Below are 26,797 nucleotides of genomic sequence, written 5' to 3' on the forward strand. Positions count from 1 at the left end.
GCGCCGGACGTGGGCCGCCCGCTCGGCCCACAGCGGCGCGCCGGGCCGAGACCGGCGCGCACGAGAACACAGCCTGTCGCCCGTCTGGGTTACGTTGTTCATCGTGTCTTCCCCGGTGATCGTGGCGTCCGACCTCGTCAAGCAGTATGACGAGGTGACGGCGGTCGGCGGCATCTCGTTCGAGGTGGCGCCGGGGGAGTCGTTCGGTCTGCTCGGACCCAACGGGGCCGGCAAGTCCACCACGATGCGCATGATCGGTGCGGTGTCGACCCGCACGAGTGGCAGGCTCGAGATCCTCGGACTCGACCCGGATGCCTACGGTCCCGAGATCCGCTCGCAGCTGGGCGTCGTGCCGCAGTCCGACAACCTCGATGAGGAGCTGCGGGTTCGCGAGAACCTCATCGTCTACGGTCGTTACTTCGGGCTGCCGGCCGCGCACGTGCGCAGCAAGGCCGATGACCTGCTCGCCTTCGCGCAGCTGGAAGACAAGGCCAAGGCGAAGGTCACCGATCTCTCCGGCGGCATGAAGCGACGGCTCACGATCGCGCGTGGGCTGATGAACGACCCGCGCATCCTGCTGCTCGACGAGCCGACGACCGGTCTCGACCCGCAGGCCAGGCACATCCTCTGGGACCGGCTGTTCCGCCTCAAAGAGGAGGGCACGACGCTCGTGCTCACCTCGCACTACATGGATGAGGCCGAGCAGCTCTGCGACCGCCTGGTCGTCGTGGACAAGGGCGTGATCATGGCGGAGGGAACTCCGGCGTCACTGATCCGTGAGTATTCGACGCGCGAGGTGCTCGAGCTGCGTTTCGGTGCCGACCACAACGCATCGATGGCCGAGCGGTTGAAGAACGTCGGCGACCGGGTCGAGGCGCTGCCCGACCGCGTGCTGATCTACACCGCCGATGGCGAGGCCGAACTCGCGGCGCTTACTGATGCTGACATCCGCCCGCTCACCTCTCTCGTGCGCCGATCCAGCCTCGAGGATGTCTTCCTGCGGCTCACCGGAAGGAGCTTGATCGAATGACCACGATCAGGCTTCCCGAGAGCGAGGCGCTGAAGCGGGCGGCGGTCAAGCCACGACGCTTCGGTGCGTGGTACGTGGCGGAGCATCGGCTGCGCGTGATGCGCTCGTATGTCTCCACCGTGCTCGTCGGTGCCGTCGGCACGCCGTTGCTCTACCTCTTCGCGATGGGCGTCGGGCTCGGTGCTCTGGTCAGTGCGAACCTCGGACCTCATGCTGTCGACGGCGTGAGCTACCTCCAGTTCGTTGCCCCGGCGCTGCTGTGCTCGGCCGCCGTCACCGTGGCATCCGAGGAGCTCACCTACCCGATCATGCTCGGGTTCAAGTGGAACCCCACCTTCATCGGCATCAGCTCCTCGCCGATCACTCCCGGCCAGATCATCGACGGCATGGTCATCGCGGTGACCGTGCGCCTGGTCGCCACGAGCGCCATCTACTGGGCGTTCATGCTGCTGTTCGGTGCGGCACCGGCCGGTACCGCCGTGCTTTCCGTGCTGATCGCGACGCTCGTCGGCCTGGCGTTCGGCATACCTGTGATGGCATATGTGGCGACCATTCAGCAGGACACCGGTCAGATCGCCATGCTCATGCGCTTCGTGCTACTGCCGCTCACGCTGTTCTCCGGCACATTCTTCCCGCTGACGGCGATGCCCATCTACCTGCAATGGATCGGCTGGTTGTCGCCGATCTGGCACGGCACGCAGTTGGCGCGCATCGTCTCCTACGGCGCACAGGTGCCGGCGTGGCTGATCGTCGTGCACGTGCTCTTCCTGCTCGTGCTCATCGTGCCGTTCTGGATGCTGTCGCGCCACATCGCGAAGCGGAGGCTGAGCTCGTGACCGGCACCGGTGTCGAGACGCGACAGCCGGCATCCGTGCGGCGCAGGCCGATCGGGTCGTTGTACGCGGGCAACGCCCGCGCTGTGATGTACCGCGGATGGCGCGCCACGAAGTCGACGAACTGGCTCGTCGTGGTCTCCGGCGTGTTCGAGCCGGTGTTCTACCTGCTCTCGCTGGGCATCGGGCTCGGGTCGTTCGTCGGTACCGTCACAGCGGGCGACGGCCGTGACATCTCATACGCAGCGTTCATCGCTCCGGCGTTGCTGGCGACCGCCGCGATGAACGGCGCGGTCTACGACTCCACCTGGAACGTGTTCTTCAAGATCCGCTTCGCGCGATTGTACGAAGGGATGCTCGCCACCTCGCTCGGCCCGCTCGACGTCGCCGTCGGCGAGATCTCGCTCGCGTTGCTGCGCGGCGGTGCCTACGCAGTCGCCTTCCTGATCGTGATGCAGGCGGTGGGGCTGAACCTGTCGTGGTGGGCGCTGCTCGCATTGCCTGCCGTGCTGCTGGTTGCTCTGGCGTTCGCCAGCTTCGGCATGGGGATCACGAGCTACATGAAGTCGTTCCAGCAGATGGACATCATCAACTTCATCATGCTGCCGATGTTCCTGCTGTCGGCGACGTTCTATCCGCTCTCGGTGTACCCGCCGGGCGTTCAGGTGGTCATCCAGGCTCTGCCGCTGTGGCAGAGCGTCGAACTCGTGCGCTCACTGACGACAGGGGCGGTGACGGTCGGCATCCTGTGGCATGTGCTCTATCTCGCGGTGATGGCGACCCTCGGCATGATCCTCACCACCCGCCGTCTGCGCAGACTTTTCCTGGACTGAGTCGTCGTCCGCCGGTCCCGCCCGGCGGACAAATCGACACCGCTAGGCTGGCGGCATGAACGTTGGGCAAGTGATCTTCGACATCCTGCACGTCGTGGCGGCGGTCTTCATCGTGGGGCCGATGGCCATTCTTCCGATGACCGCGATGCGCGCGATCAGAGCAGGCGCGACAGGTCAGGTGCGAACGCTCGCATCGTCGACCAACATCTTCAGCCTGCTGTCGTTGCTCGTCGTCATCCTCGGCTTCGGTGCGATGGGATTCTCCGACCCGAAGTACCACGTCACGATCGCATCCACGTGGATCTGGCTGTCGCTGGTCTTCTACGTGATCGCGCTCGGCCTCACGCTGTTCGTCGTGGTTCCGGCGATGCGCCGCGCTGCGGACGCGCTCGACGGTGAGGTCGCGGTCGAGGCGGAGGACCCCTCCGCTGTCGGTGAGGCGCCGGCGAAGACGGCCGGGTACGGAGCGATCGCCGGCACGAGTGGCATCGCCAGCCTTCTGCTGGTCGTCGTGGTCGTGCTGATGGTCTGGAAGCCGTAGCCCCCGCCGCTCCTATTTGCTGCCGATGAACGTTCCCGTGCGCCAGGCGGAGACGATCTGCGTGATGTCCTTCGCAAGGGCGTCGTTGTCTCCGCCGCACAGGTAGGTCGTCAGCTTCGTCTTCGTGCCGTCGGTCAGCGTCAACCGAAGGTGCGTCGCGATGCCGCCGGCGCATCCGCTCGCGGCATGTTCCGTGTCGCCTGGATGCCACCCGTCGTCGTGCAGCACCCTCTGCAGCACCGTGAGGTCAGCCCGATCGGTCACGTCGTGGGTCGTGTCGTCGAAACCGGGCACGGCCTGAGACTGGCTGTACTCGGCCGCCTTGAGCGTGCCACTCCACGCCCACGGACGCGACACCACGATGATCGCCGCGATCGCGAAGGCGGCGACCACCACGATTCCTCCGGTCCAGAAGACCACGGCTCGCGTCCTGTTCACACCGTCACCCTATGGCCCCGACGGTTCCTGACGGCTCTGCCGCGACGAGCGCCGTCGGGACTACGCGGCGGAACGCAACTCGCGCAGCACGATCGCTGTGGCGAGCGCGGCGTGCGCGGCCTCCGCGCCCTTGTCCTCCTGTGAGCCGGGCAGTCCCGCCCTGTCGATGCCCTGCTGCTCGTCGTCCAGCGTGAGCACTCCGAAGCCGACGGGCTTACCCGTGTCGAGGGCGACCCTGGTCAGTCCGTCGGTCGCCGCGGACGACACGTACTCGAAGTGCGGCGTCCCACCCCTGATGATCACGCCGAGGGCGACCACGGCATCCGCCCCCGCCTCCAGCGCAGCCTTGCTCACCACCGGCAGCTCGAAGCTGCCGGGAACGCGCACGAGCGACCACGTCGCACCGGATGCCGTCAGCTCGCGCTCGGCCCCCGCGATGAGGCCGTCTGTGATGACGGTGTGCCAGGTGCCGGCGACGACCACCACCTTCAGCCCTGTGGCATCCAGCTTCTCGTTCTCCGGTGTGCCGGCTCCGCTCATCGGGTCGTGCCTTTCTCGTCGGTGATCTGGTGGTCGGCGCCCGAGGGGGCGTGCGCCGCAACGTGATGGGCGATCAGCTCGTCGTCGGAGCTGGCCGCGGCATCCTGCTCGAAATCGTCGTCGAGCTCTGGAAGTTCGGAGTCCGCGACGGGGAACAGGTGGCCGAGCCGGTCGCGCTTGGTCGCCAGGTAGCGCTCGTTGAGCGCGCCGAGCCCCACGATGAGCGGCACGCGCTCCTCGACAGTGACGCCGCGCTCGGTGAGCTGCCTCACCTTGTCGGGATTGTTGGTGAGCAGCCGCACGGAGTGGATGCCGAGGTCGGCGAGAATCGCGGATGCCGCCCCGTAGTCCCGCGCATCGATCGGCAGCCCAAGAGCGAGGTTGGCGTCGAGGGTGTCGAGTCCCTCCTCTTGCAGCCGGTAGGCGCGCAGCTTGTTGATCAGGCCGATGCCCCTGCCCTCGTGGCCGCGCAGGTAGATGACGACGCCTCCGTCGCGCTGGATCGTGTCGAGTGCGGCATCCAGCTGAGGACCGCACTCGCATTTCAGCGACCCGAACGCTTCACCGGTCAGGCACTCGGAGTGCACGCGAACGAGCGCCCCTGACGCTTGCGGGTCGCCGGCGATGATCGCGACGTGGTCCGCGCCCGTCGTGCGGTCGCGGTAGGCGCGCATGCGGAACGGTCCGTGCGTGGTCGGCACGGTCGTCTCGACCTCGAAGATGACGCGCGACGACTCGGGAATCGGCGCCACCGGGTCGAGCGAGGCGTCCCAGTGGAACTCCTGCAGATAGGCGATCAGAGCCTCGATCGTGATCACCGGAACACCCTCGTGCTCGCCGAACTCGATGAGCTCCGGCAGCCGCATCATCTCGCCGTCGTCCGAGACCACCTCGGAGATCGCGCCGACCGGCGTCATCCCTGCCAGCTTGAGCAGGTCGACCGCGGCCTCGGTGTGGCCATCGCGCTCGCGCACACCGCCGTCGACAGCGCGCAACGGAACGATGTGGCCCGGCCGGTGCAGACTGCGTGGCGTGGAAGACGGGTCGGCGAGCACGCGCAGCGTGTGGGCGCGGTCGGACGCGCTGATGCCGGTGGAGAGTCGATCGGCGGCATCCACGGTGATCGTGTAGTTGGTGCCGCGCGAGTCCTCGTTGTCGACAACCATGACGGGCAGCTCGAGCTTGTCGGCCAGTTCGTTCGGCATCGGTGCGCAGATGAAGCCCGACGTGTGGCGGATCGTCCAGGCGATCCACTCCTGCGACGCGGTCTCGGCGGCGAGGATGACGTCGCCCTCGTTCTCGCGGCTCTCGTTGTCGGCGACGAGCACCGGGCGACCGGCGCGCAACGACTCGAGCGCTTCGGGGATGGTTGCCAGCGTCATGCGTTGCTCCTCACGTCGGAGAGTTCATCGTGCTCGGTGCGCACTGTTCCCGAAATGGCGAGCATCCGCTCGACGTGGCGGGCCAGGATGTCCGTCTCGATGTTCACGAGATCGCCGACGGCGCGCTCGCCCAGCGTGGTGGCCGCGAGTGTCTCGGGAATGAGGGAGACCTCGAACCACTGTGCTGAGGCATCCGCGTCGCTCACCGCCGAGACCGTCAGCGAGACCCCGTCGACCGCGATGGACCCCTTGCGCACGACGAGCGCGGCGAGCTCAACGGGCAGGCTGAACCGAAGCACGCGCCATGCCTCGCCCGGCGTGACCGAGAGCACCGTGGCCGTGCCGTCGATGTGTCCCTGCACGATGTGGCCGCCGAGGCGGTCGCCCACCAGCGCCGCGCGTTCGAGGTTCACGCGAGTGCCGACGGTTGCAGCATCGAGCGTGCTCACCACGAGCGTCTCGGCCATCACGTCGGCCGTGAACCAGTCTTCGCCCTGATCGACGACGGTGAGACAGACGCCGCTGACCGAGATGGAGTCGCCATGTTTCGCGCCGTCGACGGCGAGCGGTCCCCGCACGGTGATCCGCGCCGCGTCTGCTGTGCTGTCGACGGCGATGATCTCGCCGAGTTCTTCGATGATTCCGGTGAACATGTCACGCTCCTTGCCGGATGGATGCTGTGCTGGATGCCTCGGCTCGCGCCGTCTCGATGAGCGAGGCGTCATCGAGGGTGGCCGGGGACGGAGTGCGCGCAACGACGAGCACGTCGTTGCCGAGCCGCTCGACCCGGTCGAGGTCGAGGGCGAGCTGGTCGGTGATGGTGTCGACGCCGATGTCGGTCAGCGCCGTGTGCGGGCCGCCGAGCAGTGTCGGCGCGAGGTAGACGTGCAGCTCGTCGACCAGTCCGGCGCGCACGAACGCACTCGCCAGAGTCGGACCGGCCTCCACATAGGCGGTGCGGATGCCGAGCTCGCGCAGTTCGACGAGCGCCGCGCTCAGATCGTGGCCGGGGAAGAAGATCGGGGGGTGCGGATGCCTGCGCACGGCGGCATCCTGCGGCACTGCCCGGTCGCCGAGAACGACGGGAACGGGCTGATCGGCCATCAGCTCGCCGGCGTCGCCGCGCGCCGTGAGACTCGGGTCGTCCGCGAGCACTGTGCCGGTGCCCACCACGATCGCGTCGGATGCCGCCCGCTGCTCGTGCACGTGCTGTCTGGCCGCCGTGCCGGTGATCCATCTGCTTGTGCCGTCGCCTGCCGCGGTGCGTCCGTCGAGACTGCTCGCCCACTTGAGGGTGACGTACGGGCGGCCGAGGCGCGCGGCGGTGAGCCAGTCCTGCAGAAAGCGGGTTGCGGCATCCGCTTCGACGCCATCGATCACGTCGACGCCGGCTTCGCGCAGCCGCTGCGCTCCGCCACGTGAGGCGTGGCCCGGGTCGTCGACCGCGTACACGACGCGGGAGATGCCGGCATCGATGAGGGCCACGCTGCACGGACCGGTGCGGCCGGTGTGGTTGCAGGGTTCGAGGGAGACGACGGCCGTCGCACCCGCGGCCTCGCCCGGTGCGAGTTTGGAGAGGGCGTCGACTTCGGCGTGGGCGGTTCCGGCTCCGCGGTGCCAGCCCTCGGCGAGGACATCGCCGGCCGGGGAGAGGATGACGCAGCCCACGCGGGGGTTCACACCGCGGTCGGGACCGAGCGCGGCGAGCTGCAGCGCGCGGCGCATGGTCGGCCCATACGTCGTCGACACGCTCAGTGCGTCGCCTGTGTCGGTCATCCCGGTCTTTTCGTCGATCCAGAACCTGCCGACCTGTTGGCCGGCGGGGCGGACCCCGGGGTTGTCGAACGCTGCCGACTGTACGGATGCTTGCGCAACCGTACGTGTGCTGCCTCCCATCCGGACTCTGCCACGAACAGCCTTCGCTGACGTGCCATCACCGTCGGTGCCGGAATTCCACCGGCTCAACCTCGACACGTCTCGACCTCTCGGTCTTCTCGTGTCTCAGTTCGCGGACTATCACCGCCGGTTCGGACTTTCACCGACCCCGGAGCACTAGGTACACCCTACAGAAACGCGCACGGAGGCGTCGTATTCCCGCGTCACACGCGGTCGTCCTAGACCATCCTCCGAACGAGTGTGCTCGCGGCGCGGGCTACGCGAGCAGGGCGGGCAGCTCGGCGAGGCCCGTGATGCGGATGACGCCGAGATCGGCGGCCGCCGACCGCTCCTCCTCGGACACCATGGCGTCGTACCGGTCGATCCAGACGCCGGTGAGGCCGGCGCGAGCCGCACCGACGGCATCCGTTCCGAGTCGGTCGCCGATGTATGCGGCCTCGTGCGGTTTCACGCCGAGGCGTTCGCACGCGAGCTCGAAGATGCGGGCGTCGGGCTTCGTCACGCCGACGTCGCCTGAGGCGACGATCGTCTCGAACCGGTCGCGGATTCCCATGGCGTCGATCTTGCGCAATTGAAAGGCGAGCTCTCCGTTGGTGATGATGCCGAAGTGCACACCGGGGATGATCTGCGCGAGCTCGTCGAGGCAGGGGAAGGCATCCTCGTGCAGCCGCCAGTGCTCGATGTAGCGCTCGAAGTATGCCGTCCACCACGAGGCGGCATCGTCGGGTTGCAGGGAGACGCCGTGCCGTGCCGCGTAGTCGCGCGCTCGGTGCCAGCGCTGCTTGTCGAAATCGACCTCGCCGGCGAGGTAGCGGTGGTAGTGGTGCTCCTCGAGCGCATGCCACGCGGATGCCTCGGCTGCGGCATCCGTCACGTCGTACGGGCGCCCGAGCGAACGCGCGTGAGCCACGATCCCGTCGGCCGCGGCGCCTCGATGCGCGAACAGGGTGTCGTCGAGGTCGAAGAGCACCGCACGGATGCCCGTCACCGCGTCACCCCGAGCAGCTCGGCCGGCCACGTGGCCGCGGCCTTTGCGGCGTCTGCACCGCGTCGCAGTTCGCCGTGCCAGGCAGGCGGATGCCCGCCGTCGCGCATCGCAAGGCGCGCCGGCGCCTCGCCGCTGTAGGCGAACCCCGATGCGGCGGCGACATGGACCGAGGCATGATTGCCGGCCACGCACTCCCACAGCACGGTGTCGACGGGAAGCGTGTCGAACGCCCACTCGACGGCACGCCGCACGGCCTCGACCATGTAGCCGTTGCCCCTGTGCGGTGCGCCCAGCCAGTAGCCCACGTCGAGCGTGCGCGGTTCTGGCTGCACGCGCATGCCCACGACACCGATCAGGGGAGAGCCGGGCGCCTCGCGAAGCGCCCAGGTGAACTCGCGCTCGTCGCGCCATCCGTTCGGAACCAGCAACTCGAGGAAGAACACCGCGTCATTGGCGGTGTACGGCCACGGCAGCGTCATGTAGTCGATGAAGAGCGGGTCCTGGCAGTACTCGTACACCCGCGGACGATCGACGGGAACGGGCGTGCTGAGCGTCAGTCGCTCGGTGCGGAGGATGACCGGTTCCACGCCACGCCGCCTACAGCCGCACGCGGCGCAGGAATCCGACCCGCTCGTACGCCTTGGCGAGCGTCGCCTCGGCCACCTCGGCGGCCCGATCCCCGTTGGCCGCCAGCAGCCGGTCCAGCTCGGCCGGGTCCGACAGCAGCTCGAGCGCGCGCGCACGCACCGGCTCGAACTCGCCGATCACCACGTCGGCGAGCCCCTTCTTGAGGTCGCCGTAGCCGCGGCCGTCGTACTCGTTCGCGACCGACTCGATCGACTGACCCGACATGGCGGAGTAGATCGCCAGCAGGTTCGAGACGCCGGGCTTCTCCCCGCGGTCGAAGCGCACGACGCCGTCGGTGTCGGTGACGGCGCGCATGATCTTCTTGCGCGTCACGCTGGGCTCGTCGAGCAGCAGAACGAGTCCCGCCGGCGACTCGGCCGACTTCGACATCTTCGCGGTCGGGCTCTGCAGATCGTAGATGCGGGCGATGTCCTTCTGGATGATCGCCTTCGGCACCACGAACGTCTCGCCGAAGCGCGAGTTGAAGCGTTCGGCCAGGTCGCGCGTGAGCTCGACGTGCTGGCGCTGGTCGTCGCCGACCGGCACCACCTCTGCGTCGTAGAGCAGGATGTCCGCCGCCATCAACACCGGATACGTGAACAACCCGACACTGGTCGCGTCGGAGCCGTAGCGCGTCGACTTGTCCTTGAACTGAGTCATCCGGCTCGCCTCGCCGTACCCCGTGATGGTGCTGAGCACCCAGGTGAGCTCGGCGTGCGCTGGCACGTGCGACTGCACGAAGAGGGTGGACACCGTCGGGTCGATGCCCGCCGCGATGTACTGAGCTGCCAACCCGCGGGTCTTCTCCGCGAGCTCCTTGGGATCCTGCGCCACGGTGATGGCGTGCAGGTCGACGACGCAGAAGAACGCATCGTGGTCCTTCTGCAGTTCCCGCCACTGCAGCAGGGCGCCGATGTAGTTGCCGAGGTGGAGCGAATCGCTCGACGGCTGGATGCCGGAGAACAGACGTGGCTTGCTCATGGAGGTCTCTCTTGGTTCCGCTTGGTGTTCCGCGAGACTGCATCTCCACGGCGAGACGGTGGGTAATACCCTCTGTTTCGCCGCGGGCGTGCAGTCTCGCGATCGGTGCTGGTTGCTGGTGGTGGGTCAGAGCGTGTAGTCGACGACGACCGGGGTGTGGTCGGAGAAGCGCTCATCGTACGTTGCAGCCTTGTCGACGGTGTAGTCGGCGACCTTGGCCGCGAGCTTCGGCGTGGCGAGCTGGTAGTCGATGCGCCAACCCATGTCGTTGTCGAACGCCTGGCCGCGCCAGGTCCACCAGGTGTACGGGCCGTCGACCTCCCCGGCACTGCGGCGTCCGAGGTCGACCCATCCGTAGCCTGCACCGGCGTTGTAGTGCTCGTCGCCTTCGGCGCCCATCAACCGGTCGAGGTACGCGCGTTCCTCCGGCAGGAACCCAGCGCGCTTGACGTTGCCCTTCCAGTTCTTGATGTCGAGGGTGCGGTGCCCGATGTTGAGGTCGCCCATCACCACCGCGAGCTGGTCGTGTTCGGCGAGGGCCTTCATGCGGGCATCCATCGCATCGAGGAAGCGGTACTTGTACACCTGCTTCTCCGTGCCCGCCTCGCCGGACGGCACGTAGGCGCTCACCACGGTGACGATGGATCCGTCGACCTCGTAGTCGGCCTCGAGCCAGCGGCCGGCGGTGTCGAACTCCTCTTCACCGAGCTCGACGCGGTGAATGGATGCCTTGCCGCGGCTCGCCAGAGCGACTCCGGCCCGGCCCTTGGCCGTCGCCGCGTCGTGCAGCACGTCCCACTCCTCGCCGAGCAGCCCGGTGAGATCGTCGGTGGAGGCCCGCACCTCCTGGATCGCCAGGATGTCGACCCCGCGCCCGTCAAGCCAGTTCGCCATGCCGCGGCGATAGGCCGCGCGGATGCCGTTGACGTTGACGGTCGCGATACGCAGGGGGCGAGAAGGCATGCGCCCGAGTTTAGTCGGCGCCCCCGACGCTCCCGCGGCGACGACGACCGACCGGCGCCTGCGCGCCGGTGCCCGGATCGTACGGTCCGGAGTCAGCCCACCAACTGCGCTTCCTCGGGGGCCTCGGAGCCGGTTCGTTCTCGATCTTGTGCAGAGCTTCGCGGGCATCCCGCACCCGGCGGTTCGCGAACCACTTGGAGAGTCCGCGGAGCGCCGCGGCTTTGGCCTCTTCCTGCTGCAGTTGCGTCTGGGCGAGGAGCAGGCGCGCCTGGCGTTCGGCCACCGCTCGCTCGTAGGCGAGCTGCTCCGGGGTGAGTCTGCGGGGCTCGAGGCCGCGGTCGAACATGCCGACGGCGATCCACGCCGCGGCCAGCAGGATGATGCGGCAGATGAAGTTGAACCAGAGCAGCAGGCCGACGAAGACGGCGAACGTCGCCAGCAGCGGGTTCTTGCCGACGCCGCCGATGATGAGGCTGCTGACGACGCTCAGGGCGCTCAGCGCAACGGCGCCGAGAAGCGGTCCCACCACGAGCGAGCGCCATGGAATGAGGACTCGCGAGAGCACGCGGTACATCGCGGCGAGCGTGAAGAAGTTCAGTGCGATCGAAACGGTGAAACCGATGACGCGGTAGAGGAAGTCGCTCCAGAACGAACCCGATGAGATGCCGAACAGGCCGAGGAACGATGTGAGCGCCTCGGTTGTCACCACCGATACCGTCGCCGACACGATCAGCACGATCCCGAACACGATCGCGAGTCCGAAGTCCGTGATTTTCTGCAGCACGTAATTGCGGGTGTCTCGGTCGAGGTCGAACATGGCGCGCACCGCTTGGCGCGTGTAGTACAGCCACGCCACGGTGGTCCACAGCAAACCGACCAGGGCGATCGCGCTCGTCCAGCCGAACGTGGTGCTGAGGCTGTCCAACGCATCCAGGCTGATGACTCCGTCCTGGGTGGAGGTCTGGATGAGCCCAGGAACGGCATCGTTGATGATGTCCACCAGCGCGTTCATCAGGCTCGGATTGCTGGTCAGCCAGATGCCGGCCACCGAGAATCCCACCCAGAGCGCGGCGAAGATCGCGAACAGCGACTGGTAGGACATGCCGGCCGTGCGCAGGTTGCCGTCGTTGTATGAAAATTGGATCCACACCCGATACGGCTTGAGTGCCTTCACCCACTGCCACCAGCCGTTCACCCTGCTGACCGGTCCGCGCAGCCTGTCCCTCAGCGGATCCGCGATCTCCTCGATGCGTTCCGTGAGCTGCTCGCGTTCTCGGGCGGCCTCGGCCTTCAGCAGCTCGACCCGATGCTGCTCCTGCGCACCGATGACGGATGCCTGTTCCCCCGTGGCCGCGTCGTCCGCGCGCACCTCGGGCGGGGCATCCGTCGACTTCGCGTTCCGCCGGGCCACGGCTTCAGCCTAGGGGCGATTGAGGGTTGCCTGAGCGAGCTCGCTCGCTCAGGCAACCCGATTGAGTCCTTGAGCGGCGTAACCGCGATAGAGGCGTTCGCACCGCTTCGTTTGCGAACGCATGCGTCGAGCGGCATAGGCTGGATGCCGTGTCGACCCAGATCACGGGCATCGGCGTCGGGCACGGCATCGCCGTTGGTCCCGCGCTGCGCATGCCCGACCCGATCGGTGAGCCGCCGGACGTCGAGTCGCAGTTGGAGGCGCTCGACGAGTACGCCCGCGTCGAGGAGGCGCTCACCGCCGTCACCGACGAGCTCGTCGATCTCGGGCGTCGCGCGGGCGGCGATGCCGAGGGCATCCTCGAGGCGCAGTCTCTGATGGCGCAGGACCCTGCCGTCGTCGATGACATCAGGCAGCGGGTCGGCGACGGCAAGACCGCCGAGCGGTCCGTGTACGAAGCCTACGAGGGCTATGCGCGGGTGCTCGAAGGCCTCGGCGACAACCCGGCAGCGCGCGGAGCGGATGTCCGGGATGTCGCCCGTCGCGTCATCGCGCGGCTCCGCGGCGTGGCTCTTCCGGCCGTTCCGCAGTCCGAGACCCCGTTCGTTCTCGTCGCCTACGATCTGGCGCCCGCCGACACCGCCACCCTCGACCTGTCGAAGGTGCTCGCGCTCGTCACGCGCGACGGCAGCAACGCGTCGCACACCGCCATCCTGGCGCGTAACAAGAACATCGTCGCGATCGTCGGAGCTGCGGGCAGCGACGTCATCGTGAACGGGCAGACCGTCATCGTCGATGCCGAGTCGGGCCAGGTGGTCACCGATCCCGACCTCGCCGCGTTGGCCGTCGCCGCCGAGCGCGGAGGGCGGGTCATTGCCCCGCGCCCGCTCACCCCTGGCGCGCTTTCCGACGGAACGCCCGTTCCGCTGCTTGCCAACGTCGGATCGCCCGAGGAAGCCGCACCCGCTGTCGCCCTCGGGGCTGAAGGCGTCGGCCTGTTCCGCACCGAGTTCTTGTACCTGGATGCCCGCAGTGCGCCGTCGGTGGAGCTCCAGCGCTCTCGCTACCGCGACCTGATGTCCGCGTTCGCCGGTCGCAAGGTCGTGGTGCGCGTGCTGGATGCCGGCGCCGACAAACAACTCGCCTTCCTCGGTCACACGCACGAGGAGAACCCTGCGCTGGGGCGTCGAGGCATCCGCGCCCTGCGCGAGCACGAGGACGTGCTGCGCGATCAGCTGACTGCGCTCGTCGGCGCGCAGAGCGACACCGGCGCGGAGCTCTGGGTGATGGCGCCGATGGTCGCGGATGTCGACGAGACGGCCTATTTCGTCAGCCTGGCGCGCTCGCTCGGCCTGGGGACCGTCGGCGTCACGGTCGAGGTGCCCGCGGCCGCAGTGCTGGCCGACCAGGTGGTTCCACTCTGCGATTTCGTCAGCATCGGTACGAACGATCTGACCCAGTACACGCTGGCCGCCGACCGCATGCTCGGCTTGGTCGCGCAGTATCAGGACCCGTGGCATCCGGCGGTGCTCCGCCTGATCAAGCTGATCGGGGATGCCGGCCACGCGTCGCACACACCGGTCGGCGTGTGCGGTGAGGCGGCATCCGACCCCCTGATGGCGATCGTGCTCGTCGGTCTGGGCGCCGAAGACCTCTCGATGTCGCCAGGCGCGATCGGCGATGTGCGGGCGGCCCTCGCCGGCGTCACCCTGGCGCGTGCCCGCGAACTCGCGGAGCGCACGTTGACCCAGACCAGCGCCGCCGCAGCCCGAGCCGTCGTCGCCGAAGCCCTGGCCTGAGCATTACCGGCACCGGCGACCCTAGGCTGGACGGATGGATGCACGGACCTTCCCCATCGACCAGCAGTCGGCCGAACGGCTGGCGGCCGACGGCCTGAGGCTCGGCCTTGTCGACACCTCGGATCGTGAGGCGCTCGCAAACTGGGACGAGGCCGACTATCGCGGATTCCACGACCGCCGGCCCGAGCAGGAGACGATCGACCAGCACCAGCGACTGGCCGCATACCGCCGCACGACGGGCGTGTGGGATGCCTCCATTCCCGAGCCGGGCATCCCCGTCGCCACCGTCGCGAGCTGGGTCGACGAGCTGACTGTGCCTGGGGGCGCTGTCGACGCCTGGGCGATCAGCTCCGTCACCGTCGCACCCACCCATCGCCGACGTGGCGTAGCCCGCGCGCTCCTCGAGTCCGAGCTGCGTACCGCGGTGGCCGGCGGAGTGCCGGTCGCGTCGCTCACGGTGTCGGAGGCGACCATCTACGGTCGCTTCGGGTTCGGACCCGCGACGCAGGTCGGCGACCTCACGATCGACACCAAGCGGGCGGGATGGAGCGGGCCTGTGGCATCCGGACGCATCGGCTTCGTCTCGCTGCAGACGCTCGCGGAGACTGCACGCGACGTGGCCGACCGAGCGCGCCGGGCAACCCCTGGCGACTTCGCGCTCGACGAGCACCTGTGGGGGAGTCTCGTCGGCACGGTCGGCGACCGCGACAAGCAGAGCGCCTCGCTGCGCGCCGTGCGCTACGACGACGAGCGCGGCGAGCCCCAGGGCTTCGCCGTCTACAAGCTCGTCGAGAACAAGAGCGACTTCTCGAAGCACACGGTCGACGTGCGCTATCTCCGCGCAGCGACCGACGACGCGTATGCGGCGATGTGGCGGTTCCTCGTCGAACTCGATCTCGTCGCGAAGGTGCGGTACGACGTCGCTTCAGCGGACGAGGCGGTGTTGTGGATGCTTCGCGACATCCGCGCGGCCTCCGTCACGCTGCACGACCACCACTGGCTGCGCGTGCTCGACGTGAAGGCAGCGCTCGAAGCCCGCACCTACGGCCCTCCCGCGTCGCTGGTCATCCGCGTCACCGACGACCTGTCCTTCGCGCGGGGAACCTTCCGACTCGATGTGAGCGACGGCGGCTCGGCGATCGTCACCGCGACGGATGCTTCGCCCGACCTGACGATGAACGTCGCCGCGCTCTCCGCTCTCTACCTCGGCGGCGCGAAGGCGACGACACTGGCGCGTGCCGGCCGGGTCGTCGAGCACCGGCCAGGCTCTCTGTCGCGCTTCGACGCGTCCTTCCGTGCAGACACCACGCCGCACCTCAGCTTCTGGTACTGACGGCCTCTCGCTGATCGACGGGGTCTCGAGTAGCGTCCGCCTCGGCGCGCTACTCGGCCAGCAGGGTTGCTCAGCGGTGTCCTCGCATGATCGCCTGCTTGACCTCGGCGATCGCCTGCGTGACCTGGATGCCGCGGGGGCAGGCATCCGTGCAGTTGAAGGTCGTGCGGCAGCGCCACACGCCTTCCTTCTCGTTGAGGATGTCGAGACGCACCTGCGCCTCGTCGTCGCGCGAATCGAAGATGAAGCGGTGTGCGTTCACGATCGCCGCCGGGCCGAAGTACTGGCCGTCTGTCCAGAACACCGGGCAGCTGGAGGTGCACGCTGCGCACAGGATGCACTTGGTCGTGTCGTCGAAGCGGGCACGGTCGGCGACGGACTGGATGCGCTCCTTACCCTCCGGCGGCGCCGAATTGGCCTGCAGGAACGGCTGCACCTCGCGGTACGACTCGAAGAACGGATCCATGTCGACGACGAGGTCCTTCTCCAGCGGAAGGCCCTTGATGGCCTCCACGTAGATGGGCTTCTGCACGTCGAGGTCTTTGATCAGCGTCTTGCATGCGAGGCGGTTGCGGCCGTTGATGCGCATGGCATCCGATCCGCAGACGCCGTGTGCGCAGGAGCGGCGGAACGTGAGCGAACCGTCCTGCTCCCACTTGATCTTGTGCAGGGCATCCAGGATGCGGTCCGTCGGGTACATCTCGACGTCGTAGTCCTGCCAGTGCGGCTCGGAGTCCACGTCGGGGTCGAAGCGGCGGATGATCAGCGTCACGACGAACGACTTGATCGGCGCGGGAGCCTCGGGTGCAGGGGCGTCAGCGACGGCGGTGGACATCTAGTACTTCCTCTCCATCGGCTGGTATCGAGTGACCACGACGGGTTTCCAGTCGAGCTTGATGTGGTCAGCCGCGTTCGACGAGTGCGGGTCGCCGGTGAGGTAGGCCATGGTGTGCTTCATGTAGTTCTCGTCGTCGCGCTTCGGGAAGTCGTCGCGCATGTGGCCGCCGCGGCTCTCCTTGCGGTTGCGTGCTGAGAACACGACGACCTCGGCGAGATCGAGCAGGAAGCCGAGTTCGACGGCCTCGAGCAGGTCGGTGTTGAACCGCTTGCCCTTGTCCTGCACCTGCACGTTGCGGTAACGCTCGCGCAAGCCGTGGATGGTCTCCGTCACAGCGGCGAGCGTGTCGTCGGTGCGGAACACCTGCGCGTTGCGGTCCATCTCGTCTTGCAGTTCCTTGCGGATCGCCGCGATGCGCTCGGTGCCGGTGGAGTTGCGCAGGCCGTCGAGGAGGTCGCGAACGCCCGCGGCCGGGTCCTCGGGCAGGGGCACGAATTCCGCCGTCTTCACGTACTCGACCGCGTTGCGACCGCTGCGCTTGCCGAAGACGTTGATGTCCAGAAGCGAGTTGGTGCCGAGGCGGTTCGAGCCGTGCACGGACACGCACGCGCACTCGCCCGCCGCGTACAGACCGGGCACGACAGTCGTGTTGTCGATGAGCACCTCGGCGTTGTTGTTGGTCGGGATGCCGCCCATCGCGTAGTGCGCCGTCGGCATCACAGGAACCGGCTCGACGACCGGGTCGACACCGAGGTACGTGCGGGCGAACTCCGTGATGTCGGGCAGCTTCGTCTCCAGCACCTCCGCGCCGAGGTGGGTGCAGTCCAGCAGCACGTAGTCCTTGTTCGGGCCGGCGCCGCGCCCCTCGAGCACCTCTTGCACCATGCTGCGGGCGACGATGTCACGCGGCGCGAGGTCCTTGATCGTCGGCGCGTAGCGCTCCATGAAGCGCTCGCCCGTGCCGTTGCGCAGAATCGCGCCCTCGCCGCGGGCGCCTTCGGTGAGCAGGATGCCCAGCCCGGCCAACCCGGTCGGGTGGAACTGGAAGAACTCCATGTCTTCCAGCGGGAGCTGCTTGCGCCACACGATGCCGACACCGTCTCCGGTCAGCGTGTGCGCGTTCGACGTGGTCTTGTAGATCTTGCCGAATCCGCCGGTGGCGAAGATCACGGCCTTGCTCTGGAACACGTGCAGCTCGCCGGTGGCCAGCTCGTATGCCACGACGCCTGACGGACGACGCTGCGTCTTTCCGTCCGCGTCTTCGACGTCGGTCATCAGCAGGTCGAGCACGTAGTACTCGTTGAAGAAGTTGATGCCGAGCCTGACGCAGTTCTGGAACAGCGTCTGCAGGATCATGTGGCCGGTGCGGTCCGCTGCGTAGCAGGCACGGCGCACGGCCGCCTTGCCGTGATCACGCGTGTGACCGCCGAACCGACGCTGATCGATCTTGCCTTCCGGCGTGCGGTTGAACGGCAGACCCATGTTCTCGAGGTCGATGACCGCGTCGATCGCTTCTTTCGCGAGGATCTCCGCGGCATCCTGATCGACCAGGTAGTCACCGCCCTTGACAGTGTCGTAGGTGTGCCACTCCCAGTTGTCTTCCTCCACGTTCGACAGTGCAGCTGCCATGCCGCCCTGCGCCGCACCCGTGTGCGACCTCGTGGGGTAGAGCTTGGAGATGACGGCCGTCTTCGCGTGCGGTCCGGCCTCGATCGCGGCGCGCATGCCGCCGCCGCCTGCACCGACGATGACGATGTCGAACTGGTGATAGTGCACGCCGTCGATCACGGCTCCGTCTGCGATCTGTTCAGTCACGTGGGGGTTTCCGTAGCTTTCGGTTCGTTGTGCGCCGTCGGAGGTGCGGTGCCGTCGGGCTTACTTGGTGATGGTCGAGCAGAAGTCGGGCAGCAGGTTCGCCGGCGCGCCAGACGGGCACGGGTCGAAGAACGTCACCGTGTAGGTGCCCAACAGAATCAGGATGACCACAGCGGCCAGGATCAGCAGCTTCAGAGTGCGGTTGATCGTGCGGTTGTGCGCGTAGTCGTTGACGATCGTGCGCATGCCGTTGCCACCGTGGATCAGCGCGAGCCACAGCATCAGACCGTCCCAGATCCGCCAGAACGGATCGGCCCACTTGCCGGCGACGAATCCGAAGTCGACAGCCTTGATGCCCTCGCCGAGCACCAGGTTGACGATCAGGTGGCCGAAGATGAGCACGACCAGCAGCACGCCGGAGGCGCGCATGTACAGCCATCCCCACTTCTCCCAGTTCACGCCCTTCGAGCGTGCGGGGCGCGACGGGGTACGAGGTGCCTCGATCGTGGTCACGAAGCGCTCCCCTCGGTGAAGACGTTGTGCAACTGCACGGGAGCGAAGCCGAGCATCAAAACCACCCACAGCACGATGACGGTCCAGAACATGACCTTCTGGTACTTGGCGCCTTTGCTCCAGAAGTCGATCAGGATGATGCGGATGCCGTTGAGCGCATGGAAGGCGATCGCCGCGACGAGCGCGGTCTCACCGAGACCCATGATCGGGTTCTTGTACGTGCCGATCACCGCGTTGTACGCCTGCGGGCTGATGCCGAGAACCACGGAGTCGAGAATGTGGACGAGCAAGAAGAAGAAGATCGCCACACCGGTGATGCGATGCAGCACCCACGACCACATGCCCTCACGACCCCGATACAGCGTTCCCCCGGGCCGACTCTTGGTCGGCTCGAGAGTGTCTGCCGTTTCTGCTGGCACGGACAACCCTCCCTGGTCAAGTACGGTGCGCGAGCGCCTCACTCGGCGTGATCACACGCGGATTCGGCGCGCGAATCAGTCTACGTCCCGGCCACGCCACTCGCTTCCAAGGGCAGCCTAACTGTCTCGATGTCGAGACAGTTTGCATGTGCGCGCCGGTCCCCGGCGAGACGAGGCGCTCCGCTGTCATTTATTGCCGCCCACAACGTCTGGATGCGACAACACGTGCCAGCGGACGCGCGGAACTCGGGCGTTGACAAGGCAGCGGCATCATGATTAGTTAAGTGAGTGCTTAACCAATTGGATGACGTGTTCCACGCCCTCGCCGACCCGAGTCGTCGAGCGATCGTGGAACGGCTTGCCGAGGGGGAGGCATCCGTCAGCGAGCTCGCGAGGCCGCTGCCGATGTCTCTGCCTGCCGTCATCCAGCACCTGCAGGTGCTCGAGGCCAGCGGACTCGTGAGCAGCACCAAGGCCGGACGTGTGCGCACCTGCCGTCTCGATCTGGACGCCCTCGACCGGGCGCAGTCCTGGTTCCAGGCGCGCCGAGCCGACTGGAACCAGCGTCTCGACCGGCTGGGGGAGTACCTCGGCGGGGCGCAGGGTACGGCGGCCAACGAGCACAGAGCGGCAAGCACCGAGCGGCAAGCACCGAGTCGCAAACACTGAGCACAACGCCACGACACGCAAGATCGATAGGAGAAACGACTATGCCAGAACGATTCACAACCCACGACACGATGGTTCTCGAGCGCCGTTACGCGGCCTCGGCACCGGCGGTCTTCGCCGCATGGGCGGATGAGACGGCGAAGCGCGGCTGGTTCCTGGGCGGCGAGCCCGGCGACGGGTCCGACTACTCGCTCGACTTCAGTATCGGCGGCCACGAGATCGTGCGGAGTAGCGCCCCCGATGGCAACGACTACACCTACGTCGCGGAATACCGCGACATCGTGCAGAACGAGCGCATCGTCTACCTCAACCACATGCTCCGCGGCGACACCCGCATCTCGGTCTCGCTGACCTCCGTCGAGTTCCTGCCTGACGACGCGGGGACCAGACTGCTGCTGACCGAACATGGCATCTATCTCGACGGCGAGGACAAGCCCGAGTACCGCACGCAGGGCATCTCGCACCAGCTCGACGCTCTCGGAGAGACCCTCGCGCGTTAGGCACTCTTCGCCGTCAGAGCAACTGCGACGATTGCGTCGAGACGGGGTTCGCCGGGTGGCAGCCAGGTCACGGCACGTGGTGCATGCTCGAAGCATGACTCAAGGGGATGTCTCCATCGGCGTGGCCGGAACACTCGGCCCCGACGCGATCGCCCGCCTCGCACCGGCGGTCGAGCAGGCGGGGTTCCGCTCGCTGTGGGTCAACGACACCCCAGGCGGTGACTCCATCGCCGCACTCGAGGCCGCTGCGGATGCCACGACCAGCCTCGCCCTCGCCACCGGCGTCATCCCCGTCGATCGCCGCCACGCCGACGCGATCGTCGCCGCCGTGCAACGTGCCGAGCTTCCCGAACATCGTGTGGTGCTCGGCATCGGATCCGGTGCCGCCCGCCGCGGAGCGCTCGCTCTCGTCGGCGAGGCCGTCGCTGCGCTGCACGAGGGACTCGCAGCACGCGTTCTCGTCGGCGCGCTCGGCCCGAAGATGCGCCAGCTCGGCGCCCAGCAGGCCGACGGCGTGCTGCTGAGCTGGCTCACCCCCGATGCGGCGACGGGGCAGGCGCAGGAGGCGCACGGACGGGCACCCGGCGCCCACGTCGCGCTCTACGTACGCACCGCGCTGGAGGCCACGGCGTCGGCCAGGCTCGCGGAGGAGGCAGCTCGATACGGCAGCTACCCGGCGTACGCCGCGAACTTCGCGCGGCTGGGCATCGCACCGCAGCAGACGGTGCTCGATGCGACCACGTTCGAGGCGGGCATCCGCCTCTACCGCGACGCCGTCGACGAGGTCGTGCTGCGCGTCATCGCCCCAGGCGATTCGGTCGACGACCACCTGCGCTTCATCGAGGCGGCCGCCGAACGGATCAGAGCTGCTGAGGTTCAGGGCCGCTGAGGTTCAGAGCCAGTTCCGGCGTTTGAAGACGACGTAGAGGATGACGCTGGTCAGCGCCATCAGCGCGACCGCCAACGGGTATCCGAACTCCCACGCGAGCTCCGGCATGTGCTTGAAGTTCATGCCGTAGATGCCGGCGATCAGCGTCGGACCGAACAGGATCGCCGCCCACGACGAGATCTTCTTCACCTCTTCGCCCTGCCGGTTCGCGTTCTCGGAGAGGTCGGTCATGCGCGCGTTCTGCCGCTCGCTCACGAGCGTGGCGTTCACCGTGAGAATGTCGCGGAGCATCCGCTTGAAGTCGTCCACCCGCTCGTTGACCTGCGTGAGGTGGTCGGCGACGTCGCGCAGATTGCGTTGCAGCTCCTGTGAGACGCCGTATTTCTGACTGCCCAGCTCGAGCAGCTCGACCACATCGCTGAGCGGATGCGTCGCCCGCTGAAAGTCGATCACCTCCGTCGACAGTTCGTAGATGCGTCGCGACACGTTCGCGTCGCCGTCGAACACCTGCTTCTCGATCTCGTCGATGTCGTTGGCGAGTCCGGAGACGACGGGGGCGTAGCCGTCGACGATCGCATCGACGATGGCGTACAGGATGCTCTGGGTCCCGAGCGTGAGCAGGTCCAGATCGTGCTCCATGCGGTGCCGCACCTGCGAGAGGTCTGGCGACTCGCTGTGCCGAACGGTGATCACGAAGTTCGGCCCGACGAAGAGGTGCACCTCGCCGAACGAGACCTCCTCCGGCACGTCCAGATAGTTCGCAGCGCGCAGCACGACGAACAACACGTCGTCGTAACGCTCCAGCTTGGGGCGCTGGTGTGCGCTGATGGCGTCTTCGACCGCCAGCTCGTGAAGGTTGAACTCGTGGGCGAGCGAGTGCAGTTCGGTTTCGCTCGGCCGGTAGAGGCCGATCCAGGCGACGCCGTCGGGCGTTTCGTGGAGCGACCGATACGTGGCGGCGAGCGTCGTCGGTGACGAGACACGTTTGCCGTTCGCGTAGACGGCGGAGTCCACGATCGTGCTGCGAGCGGGGACAGGGTTCGCCTCGGCAGCCGAAGGCGCGACGGGCTGCGTGGCCGGGCGCGATCGCTGCATGAAGGGAAGGGGGATGACGCGGCGCCTGCGTTCGGCCATGGTTCGCCTCCGTTCAGCGGCAACGGGAGTGTTGCTGAGACGTGCGAACGTCCCGTGACACCCTAAGCCCGATCGAGACGGGCGAGACGACGCCCTCCCGACGGTGCCGGAGGAAGAGCGTCAGAGGACCGGCGTCGGTGGAACGGATCAGAGGTCGAGTGCGCGCTGCAGGCGTCGACCGGAGGCCGCCCGATGCGCGATCGCCGCCTCGTAGTGCGCGAACAGGCCCGTGCAGACATCCGACCATGAGGATTGGATGACGCCCCGCCGCCCCGCCTCGCCCATGCGCCTGCGCAGTCCTCCGTCGTCGACGAGGGTCTGCACCGCGTCGCGCAGCCTGCGATCGGTCTCGATCAGAAACCCGTCGACACCGTGCGCGACGAGGTCGATCGGCCCGCCGGCGTTCGGTGCGACGACCGGGATGCCGGTCGCGTGCGCCTCCTGCACCGTCTGGCCGAACGTCTCCTCGGTGCCGGTGTGCACGAAGACGTCCATCGCGGCGTACGCCGTCGCCAGGTCGCGGCCGCCGCGTCGGCCGAGCCAGGAGACGGGCATCCGCTTCAACGTCTTGCGAACCGCGACCTCGCTCGGTCCGTCGCCGACGATGGCGATGCGGATGCCGTCCATGCCCCGCAGCGCAGCGAACCGTTCGACCTGCTTCTCGGGCGCGATCCTGCCGACATAGCCGACGACCACCTCGCCGTCGGGCGAGAGCAGCTCCCGCAGTGCGACCGTGTCGGCGGCGGCGCGGTTGTTGGGGTGGTAGCGCTCGATGTCCACACCACGGCCCCATCTGCGCACGCGCAGCACTCCCGCCTGGGCGAGATCGTGGGCGGATGCCGTCGACGGCGCGAGCGTGAGATCGGCGCCGTTGTGCACCCACCGCACGTAACGCCAGGCGATGTTCGTGGTCAGGCCGAGGCCGTTGCGCTTGGCGTAGCCCGCGACATCCGTCTGATAGATCGCGACGGTGGCGACGCCCAGCCTTCCGGCCGCCGCGATAGCCTGTGCCCCGAGCAGGAACGGCGACGCCGCGTGCAGCACGTCGGGTGCGAAGGAGGCAAGCAGCTGCTGCACGTGCGGGCTCGGCATGCCGAGCGGGAACCGTCGGTAGGCGATCGAAGGAACGGTGTGAACGGCGAATCCGGCGTAGTCGGCCGGCGCGTTCGGTCCTGGGCAGATCACGATTGCCTCGTGGCCAGCTCTGGCCAGCTCGTCGAGAACGCGGCACACGCTCGTCGTGACGCCGTTCACGGTCGGGAGGAAACTCTCGCTGACGATGGCGACCCTCATGACACGAACGGTAGAAAGCCGTCGTGGCGGCCAGGTGAACCACCGCTGAACCCGGCCGGTCGTTCGTGCGTCCGTTCTGGTGCCGCCACCGGCCAGGCATCCGCCTATCCTGAGGGGCATGAGCGTATTGCCCCTGCGGGATTTCTATTGCGTCATCCCTGCCGGCGGGGTGGGGTCCAGACTCTGGCCTCTCTCCCGAGCGGATGCGCCGAAGTTTCTGCACGACCTCACCGGATCGGGTTCGACCCTGCTACGGGCCACCTGGAATCGCCTCTCGCCGCTGGCAGGGCCTCAGCGCGTCATGGTCGTCACGGGGCGTGCGCATCGCGCGGCAGTGGAGAGTCAGATCCCTGCTCTCGCCGACGCGAACGTCGTGCTCGAGAGCGAGCCGCGCGACTCGACGGCCGCCATCGGCCTCGCCGCCGCCATCCTCGAGCGTCGTGAACCGGGCGTGATCATCGGCTCGTTCGCCGCGGATCACGTGATCGGCAGCGAGCCGCTGTTCCGCGCGGCCGTCATCGAGGCGGTTTCTGCAGCGCGCGCCGGTTACATCACCACGATCGGCATCCAGCCGACCGAGCCCGCCGTCGGCTTCGGGTACATCCACGTCGGCGAGCAGCTCGACATCGAGAGCGCGCGATCGGCCAAGCGCGTGACGTCGTTCGTCGAGAAGCCCGACCTGGAGACCGCGACCGGGTATCTGTCGAGCGGCGACTACCTTTGGAACGCCAGCATGTTCATCGCGAAGGCGTCCGTGCTGCTCGAAGCGATCGGCAAGTCGGAGCCGAAGCTGCTGGCCGGTCTGCTCGAACTGGCCGAGGCATGGGATGACCCGGCGGCCAGGGGGCCGGCGGTCGACCGCATCTGGCCCACGCTCAAGAAGGTGGCGATCGACTACTCGGTCGCCGAGCCCGCCGCCGCCGCCGGAAAACTCGCCGTCGTGCCCGGACATTTCGCGTGGGACGACGTGGGCGACTTCGCATCGCTGGCCAAGCTGAACAGCGGAGGGCGGGCATCCGATCTGGCCATTCTCGGCGAGAACGCCAGAGTGCTGTCGGATGCCTCCAGCGGCATCGTGGTCAGCCAGACCAATCGCGTGATCAGCCTGATCGGCATTCAGAACGTGGTCATCGTCGACACGCCCGATGCCCTGCTCGTCACGACCAGCGAGAACGCCCAGCGGGTCAAGGCCGTCGTCGAAGCGCTGCGGCTCACAGGCTCGACCGAGGTGCTCTAGCCGCGACCCACCGCTGATCGGATAGCGCCCGCTACTCGACCAGCGAGGTGCGTAGGGTTGCGGCTCACCGGCCCGACGGAGGTGAGACGACGTTCTGCACGCCCAACTCCTCCAGGCGCTTCGGATCGGCGAGCACCTCGAGTCCCACGATCCGGTCGCCGTCGATGTCGAAGGCCATGATCGAGACGACGTGGCCGCTCATCACGGCCGCGACGCCGGGCAGGCCGTCGATGAGGATCGGCGTCGAGTGCGCGGCGAGGCGGCCTGACAGCACCGCCTGCTCGGCGATGGATCGGGCACCCTCGACCAACTGCATCGTGGTGCCGTAGTCGGCCCGAAGCACCGCGCCGTCGTCGAGCAGGTTCAGAAGTGCGGCGATGTTCCCGTCTCGAGCCGCGGCGAGCCAGGCGTCGACGATGCGTCGGCCGCGTTCACGAGTCGGTCGCGCGGGCTCCTCGGCACCGCGTAGCCTCCGGCGCGCACGTGAGGCGAGCTGCCGCGCGGACTCCGGTGAACGCTCGAGCACCGCAGCGATCTCGTTGAACGAGCGCCCGAAGACGTCGTGCAGGACGAATGCGATCCGCTCTGCTGGACTGAGAGTCTCCAGAAGCACCAGGAGCGCAACGCTCACCTGATCGCTCTCGGCCGTGAGCTCTGCCGGGTCCGCCGCGACAGCGACAGGTTCGTCCCGCCACTCTTCGACCTGCCAGGAGTGCTCGCGGGTGCGTCGCGGCGAGCGCAGCACGTCAAGGCTTACGCGGGAGACGACGGTGGTCAGCCATGCCTCCAGGTTGTCGATGCCATCGACGTCCGCGCGCTCCAGGCGCAGCCAGGTCTCCTGCACGGCGTCGTCCGCATCTGCTGACCCGCCAAGCAGCCGAGCGGCGATGGCTCGGAGCCGCGGCCGCTCGGTCTCGAACCGCCGCGCAAGAATCCTTCGGTCTGTCATGTCACATCTCCTCGGTGTCGATCGTCGGTGTGTCGACGAGGGAACGACCTCGGTTGTGACACGAAAGGACGACGACCATGAACGCACCTCTGCTCGTGACGGGCGGAACGGGAACCATCGGCAGCCACGTGGTGCCGAAGCTCCGCCAAGCAGGACGCGAAGTGAGGATCCTCTCCAGACATCCTCGTGCGAGCGAACCCGGGATACAGCATGTCGAAGGTGACGTCGTTGCGGGGAGTGGACTCGCGGAGGCGCTCGACGGAGTCGATGTCGTCCTGCATCTCGCCGGCGGCGCCAAGGGTGACGATGTCGCGGCCGGGAACCTCGCGAGGGCGGCGAAGAGTGCCGGCGTGCGGCACCTCATCCTCATCTCTGTGATCGGTGCCGATCGGATGCCCATCGGCTACTTCCGTGCCAAAGCGCTGGCAGAGAAGGCGATCGCGGAGTCGGGCGTGCCGTGGACGGTGCTGCGAGCCGCGCAGCTGCACGAGTTCGTGCTCCCGGTCGTGCGCGGAATGGCGAAACTCCCGCTGCTTCCGGTACCCGGGGGCCTGCGTTTCGAGCCGGTACACGTCGACGAGGTCGCCGATCGGCTGACGGAGATTGCCTTCGATGCTCCGGCGGGGAGGGTCGCCGACATCGCCGGACCGGAAGTGCTCGACATTCGGCAACTCACGGATGCCTACGTGCAGACGACAGGCGGTCGCCGCCGCCCCAGCCTGCCGATTCGCCTTCCCGGCGGGATCGGCCGCGCGTACCGTTCCGGCGAGAACCTCGCTTCAGGCGGTGCTCAGCGAGGGGAGCGCACCTGGCGCGAGTTCGTCGGCGAGCTGATGGCGGCAGCTCATGACGAGAGTCCGTCTTCGCTCATCTGAGCATCCGGCTGTCCCATGATGCTCGAATGAAACAAGATGGTAACGGCGACGTTAAGAACTTCGCACCGTGA

At 67.6% G+C, this 26,797-nt stretch carries 28 protein-coding genes; 11 read left to right on the forward strand and 17 right to left on the reverse strand.

The features are described from left to right. Positions 1-103 precede the first annotated feature (103 nt). From MJ603_RS09250 to MJ603_RS09265, 4 genes are read left to right on the forward strand one after another with little or no spacing between them, the layout of a single operon-like run. Positions 104-1,030: an ABC transporter ATP-binding protein gene (locus tag MJ603_RS09250; RefSeq protein ID WP_243063424.1), complete on the forward strand. Its 927-nt coding sequence runs from the start codon at positions 104-106 to the stop codon at positions 1,028-1,030. Further along, positions 1,027-1,866: an ABC transporter permease gene (locus MJ603_RS09255; RefSeq protein ID WP_243063425.1), complete on the forward strand. Its 840-nt coding sequence runs from the start codon at positions 1,027-1,029 to the stop codon at positions 1,864-1,866. Before MJ603_RS09250 ends, MJ603_RS09255 begins: the two co-directional genes overlap by 4 nt. After that, on the forward strand, positions 1,863-2,696 hold the full coding sequence (locus MJ603_RS09260; RefSeq protein WP_243063426.1) for an ABC transporter permease: 834 nt from the start codon (positions 1,863-1,865) through the stop codon (positions 2,694-2,696). The genes MJ603_RS09255 and MJ603_RS09260 overlap by 4 nt, the downstream gene beginning before the upstream one ends. A gap of 55 nt (positions 2,697-2,751) precedes the next feature. Continuing rightward, positions 2,752-3,237 carry a DUF2269 family protein gene (locus MJ603_RS09265; protein ID WP_243063427.1) on the forward strand — a complete coding sequence of 162 codons (486 nt, stop codon included), beginning with the start codon at positions 2,752-2,754 and terminating at the stop codon, positions 3,235-3,237. A gap of 12 nt (positions 3,238-3,249) precedes the next feature. Here the strand turns inward: MJ603_RS09265 and MJ603_RS09270 are convergent, their stop codons facing one another. The 10 genes from MJ603_RS09270 to MJ603_RS09315 all read right to left on the reverse strand — a co-directional run bounded on the left by MJ603_RS09270 (position 3,250) and on the right by MJ603_RS09315 (position 12,463). Then, positions 3,250-3,675, reverse strand: a complete 426-nt coding sequence (locus MJ603_RS09270) for a hypothetical protein (RefSeq protein ID WP_243063428.1) — start codon at positions 3,673-3,675, stop codon at positions 3,250-3,252. A gap of 60 nt (positions 3,676-3,735) precedes the next feature. Beyond that, complete coding sequence (gene ribH, locus MJ603_RS09275; protein WP_243063429.1) at positions 3,736-4,215, reverse strand: 6,7-dimethyl-8-ribityllumazine synthase; 480 nt, start codon at positions 4,213-4,215, stop codon at positions 3,736-3,738. Beyond that, entirely contained in the window at positions 4,212-5,597 is a 1,386-nt protein-coding gene (gene ribA / locus MJ603_RS09280) for a GTP cyclohydrolase II (protein WP_243063430.1), read from the reverse strand. Before ribA ends, ribH begins: the two co-directional genes overlap by 4 nt. Then, positions 5,594-6,250: a riboflavin synthase gene (locus tag MJ603_RS09285; RefSeq protein WP_243063431.1), complete on the reverse strand. Its 657-nt coding sequence runs from the start codon at positions 6,248-6,250 to the stop codon at positions 5,594-5,596. The genes ribA and MJ603_RS09285 overlap by 4 nt, the downstream gene beginning before the upstream one ends. 1 nt (position 6,251) lies before the next feature. Further along, a complete protein-coding gene (gene ribD / locus MJ603_RS09290) occupies positions 6,252-7,373 on the reverse strand; it encodes a bifunctional diaminohydroxyphosphoribosylaminopyrimidine deaminase/5-amino-6-(5-phosphoribosylamino)uracil reductase RibD (RefSeq protein WP_243063432.1) in 1,122 nt (373 codons plus the stop codon). Between the two features lie 376 nt (positions 7,374-7,749). After that, complete coding sequence (locus MJ603_RS09295) at positions 7,750-8,481, reverse strand: HAD family hydrolase (RefSeq protein ID WP_243063433.1); 732 nt, start codon at positions 8,479-8,481, stop codon at positions 7,750-7,752. Then, positions 8,478-9,068 carry a GNAT family N-acetyltransferase gene (locus MJ603_RS09300; protein ID WP_243063434.1) on the reverse strand — a complete coding sequence of 197 codons (591 nt, stop codon included), beginning with the start codon at positions 9,066-9,068 and terminating at the stop codon, positions 8,478-8,480. Before MJ603_RS09300 ends, MJ603_RS09295 begins: the two co-directional genes overlap by 4 nt. Before the next feature lie 10 nt (positions 9,069-9,078). Further along, entirely contained in the window at positions 9,079-10,089 is a 1,011-nt protein-coding gene (gene trpS / locus MJ603_RS09305) for a tryptophan--tRNA ligase (protein ID WP_243063435.1), read from the reverse strand. Between the two features lie 126 nt (positions 10,090-10,215). Beyond that, positions 10,216-11,052, reverse strand: coding sequence for an exodeoxyribonuclease III (locus tag MJ603_RS09310; protein WP_243063436.1), 837 nt, complete (start codon positions 11,050-11,052; stop codon positions 10,216-10,218). A 10-nt stretch (positions 11,053-11,062) separates the two neighbouring features. Beyond that, a complete protein-coding gene (locus MJ603_RS09315) occupies positions 11,063-12,463 on the reverse strand; it encodes a YihY/virulence factor BrkB family protein (protein WP_243063437.1) in 1,401 nt (466 codons plus the stop codon). A gap of 149 nt (positions 12,464-12,612) precedes the next feature. On the opposite strand from MJ603_RS09315, the gene ptsP reads away from it, so the two are divergent. Both ptsP and MJ603_RS09325 read left to right on the forward strand, forming a co-directional pair. Next, complete coding sequence (gene ptsP / locus MJ603_RS09320; protein WP_308220581.1) at positions 12,613-14,262, forward strand: phosphoenolpyruvate--protein phosphotransferase; 1,650 nt, start codon at positions 12,613-12,615, stop codon at positions 14,260-14,262. A gap of 34 nt (positions 14,263-14,296) precedes the next feature. After that, positions 14,297-15,595: a GNAT family N-acetyltransferase gene (locus MJ603_RS09325; protein WP_243063438.1), complete on the forward strand. Its 1,299-nt coding sequence runs from the start codon at positions 14,297-14,299 to the stop codon at positions 15,593-15,595. Between the two features lie 70 nt (positions 15,596-15,665). Here the strand turns inward: MJ603_RS09325 and MJ603_RS09330 are convergent, their stop codons facing one another. The 4 genes from MJ603_RS09330 to sdhC are packed head-to-tail and all read right to left on the reverse strand — an operon-like array spanning position 15,666 to position 19,186. Then, positions 15,666-16,430 (reverse strand): succinate dehydrogenase iron-sulfur subunit, encoded by a 765-nt coding sequence (locus tag MJ603_RS09330; RefSeq protein WP_243063439.1) that lies wholly within the window; start codon positions 16,428-16,430, stop codon positions 15,666-15,668. Continuing rightward, positions 16,431-18,248 (reverse strand): succinate dehydrogenase flavoprotein subunit, encoded by a 1,818-nt coding sequence (gene sdhA / locus MJ603_RS09335; protein ID WP_243063440.1) that lies wholly within the window; start codon positions 18,246-18,248, stop codon positions 16,431-16,433. It lies immediately after the preceding gene. Positions 18,249-18,308: 60 nt separating this feature from the next. Then, a complete protein-coding gene (locus tag MJ603_RS09340; protein WP_243063441.1) occupies positions 18,309-18,761 on the reverse strand; it encodes a succinate dehydrogenase hydrophobic membrane anchor subunit in 453 nt (150 codons plus the stop codon). Then, positions 18,758-19,186: a succinate dehydrogenase, cytochrome b556 subunit gene (gene sdhC / locus MJ603_RS09345; protein ID WP_374230885.1), complete on the reverse strand. Its 429-nt coding sequence runs from the start codon at positions 19,184-19,186 to the stop codon at positions 18,758-18,760. Before sdhC ends, MJ603_RS09340 begins: the two co-directional genes overlap by 4 nt. A gap of 282 nt (positions 19,187-19,468) precedes the next feature. Here sdhC and MJ603_RS09350 point away from each other — a divergent pair, with 282 nt between their 5' ends. The 3 genes from MJ603_RS09350 to MJ603_RS09360 all read left to right on the forward strand — a co-directional run bounded on the left by MJ603_RS09350 (position 19,469) and on the right by MJ603_RS09360 (position 21,238). Further along, positions 19,469-19,849 (forward strand): helix-turn-helix transcriptional regulator, encoded by a 381-nt coding sequence (locus MJ603_RS09350; protein ID WP_243063442.1) that lies wholly within the window; start codon positions 19,469-19,471, stop codon positions 19,847-19,849. Positions 19,850-19,890: 41 nt separating this feature from the next. Then, positions 19,891-20,349 (forward strand): SRPBCC domain-containing protein, encoded by a 459-nt coding sequence (locus MJ603_RS09355; protein ID WP_243063443.1) that lies wholly within the window; start codon positions 19,891-19,893, stop codon positions 20,347-20,349. A 94-nt stretch (positions 20,350-20,443) separates the two neighbouring features. Next, on the forward strand, positions 20,444-21,238 hold the full coding sequence (locus MJ603_RS09360; protein WP_243063444.1) for an LLM class flavin-dependent oxidoreductase: 795 nt from the start codon (positions 20,444-20,446) through the stop codon (positions 21,236-21,238). Positions 21,239-21,241: 3 nt separating this feature from the next. Here MJ603_RS09360 and MJ603_RS09365 read toward each other — a convergent pair whose 3' ends face one another. Together MJ603_RS09365 and MJ603_RS09370 are read right to left on the reverse strand one after the other, a co-directional pair. Then, on the reverse strand, positions 21,242-22,372 hold the full coding sequence (locus tag MJ603_RS09365; RefSeq protein ID WP_243063445.1) for a magnesium and cobalt transport protein CorA: 1,131 nt from the start codon (positions 22,370-22,372) through the stop codon (positions 21,242-21,244). Between the two features lie 147 nt (positions 22,373-22,519). Then, the gene (locus tag MJ603_RS09370; RefSeq protein ID WP_243063446.1) at positions 22,520-23,665 is read right to left on the reverse strand and encodes a glycosyltransferase family 1 protein; all 1,146 of its coding nucleotides are present in this window, start codon (positions 23,663-23,665) and stop codon (positions 22,520-22,522) included. A gap of 118 nt (positions 23,666-23,783) precedes the next feature. Here MJ603_RS09370 and MJ603_RS09375 point away from each other — a divergent pair, with 118 nt between their 5' ends. Beyond that, on the forward strand, positions 23,784-24,902 hold the full coding sequence (locus MJ603_RS09375; protein ID WP_243063447.1) for a mannose-1-phosphate guanylyltransferase: 1,119 nt from the start codon (positions 23,784-23,786) through the stop codon (positions 24,900-24,902). 64 nt (positions 24,903-24,966) lie between these two features. Here MJ603_RS09375 and MJ603_RS09380 read toward each other — a convergent pair whose 3' ends face one another. Next, positions 24,967-25,851: a sigma-70 family RNA polymerase sigma factor gene (locus MJ603_RS09380; protein WP_243063448.1), complete on the reverse strand. Its 885-nt coding sequence runs from the start codon at positions 25,849-25,851 to the stop codon at positions 24,967-24,969. Between the two features lie 77 nt (positions 25,852-25,928). Between MJ603_RS09380 and MJ603_RS09385 the strand changes: the two genes are divergently transcribed. Further along, a complete protein-coding gene (locus tag MJ603_RS09385; RefSeq protein WP_243063449.1) occupies positions 25,929-26,726 on the forward strand; it encodes an SDR family oxidoreductase in 798 nt (265 codons plus the stop codon). Positions 26,727-26,797 lie beyond the last annotated feature (71 nt).

It is taken from the genome of Humibacter sp. RRB41 (assembly GCF_022761015.1).
In the GTDB taxonomy this organism is placed as follows: Bacteria; Actinomycetota; Actinomycetes; order Actinomycetales; family Microbacteriaceae; genus Humibacter.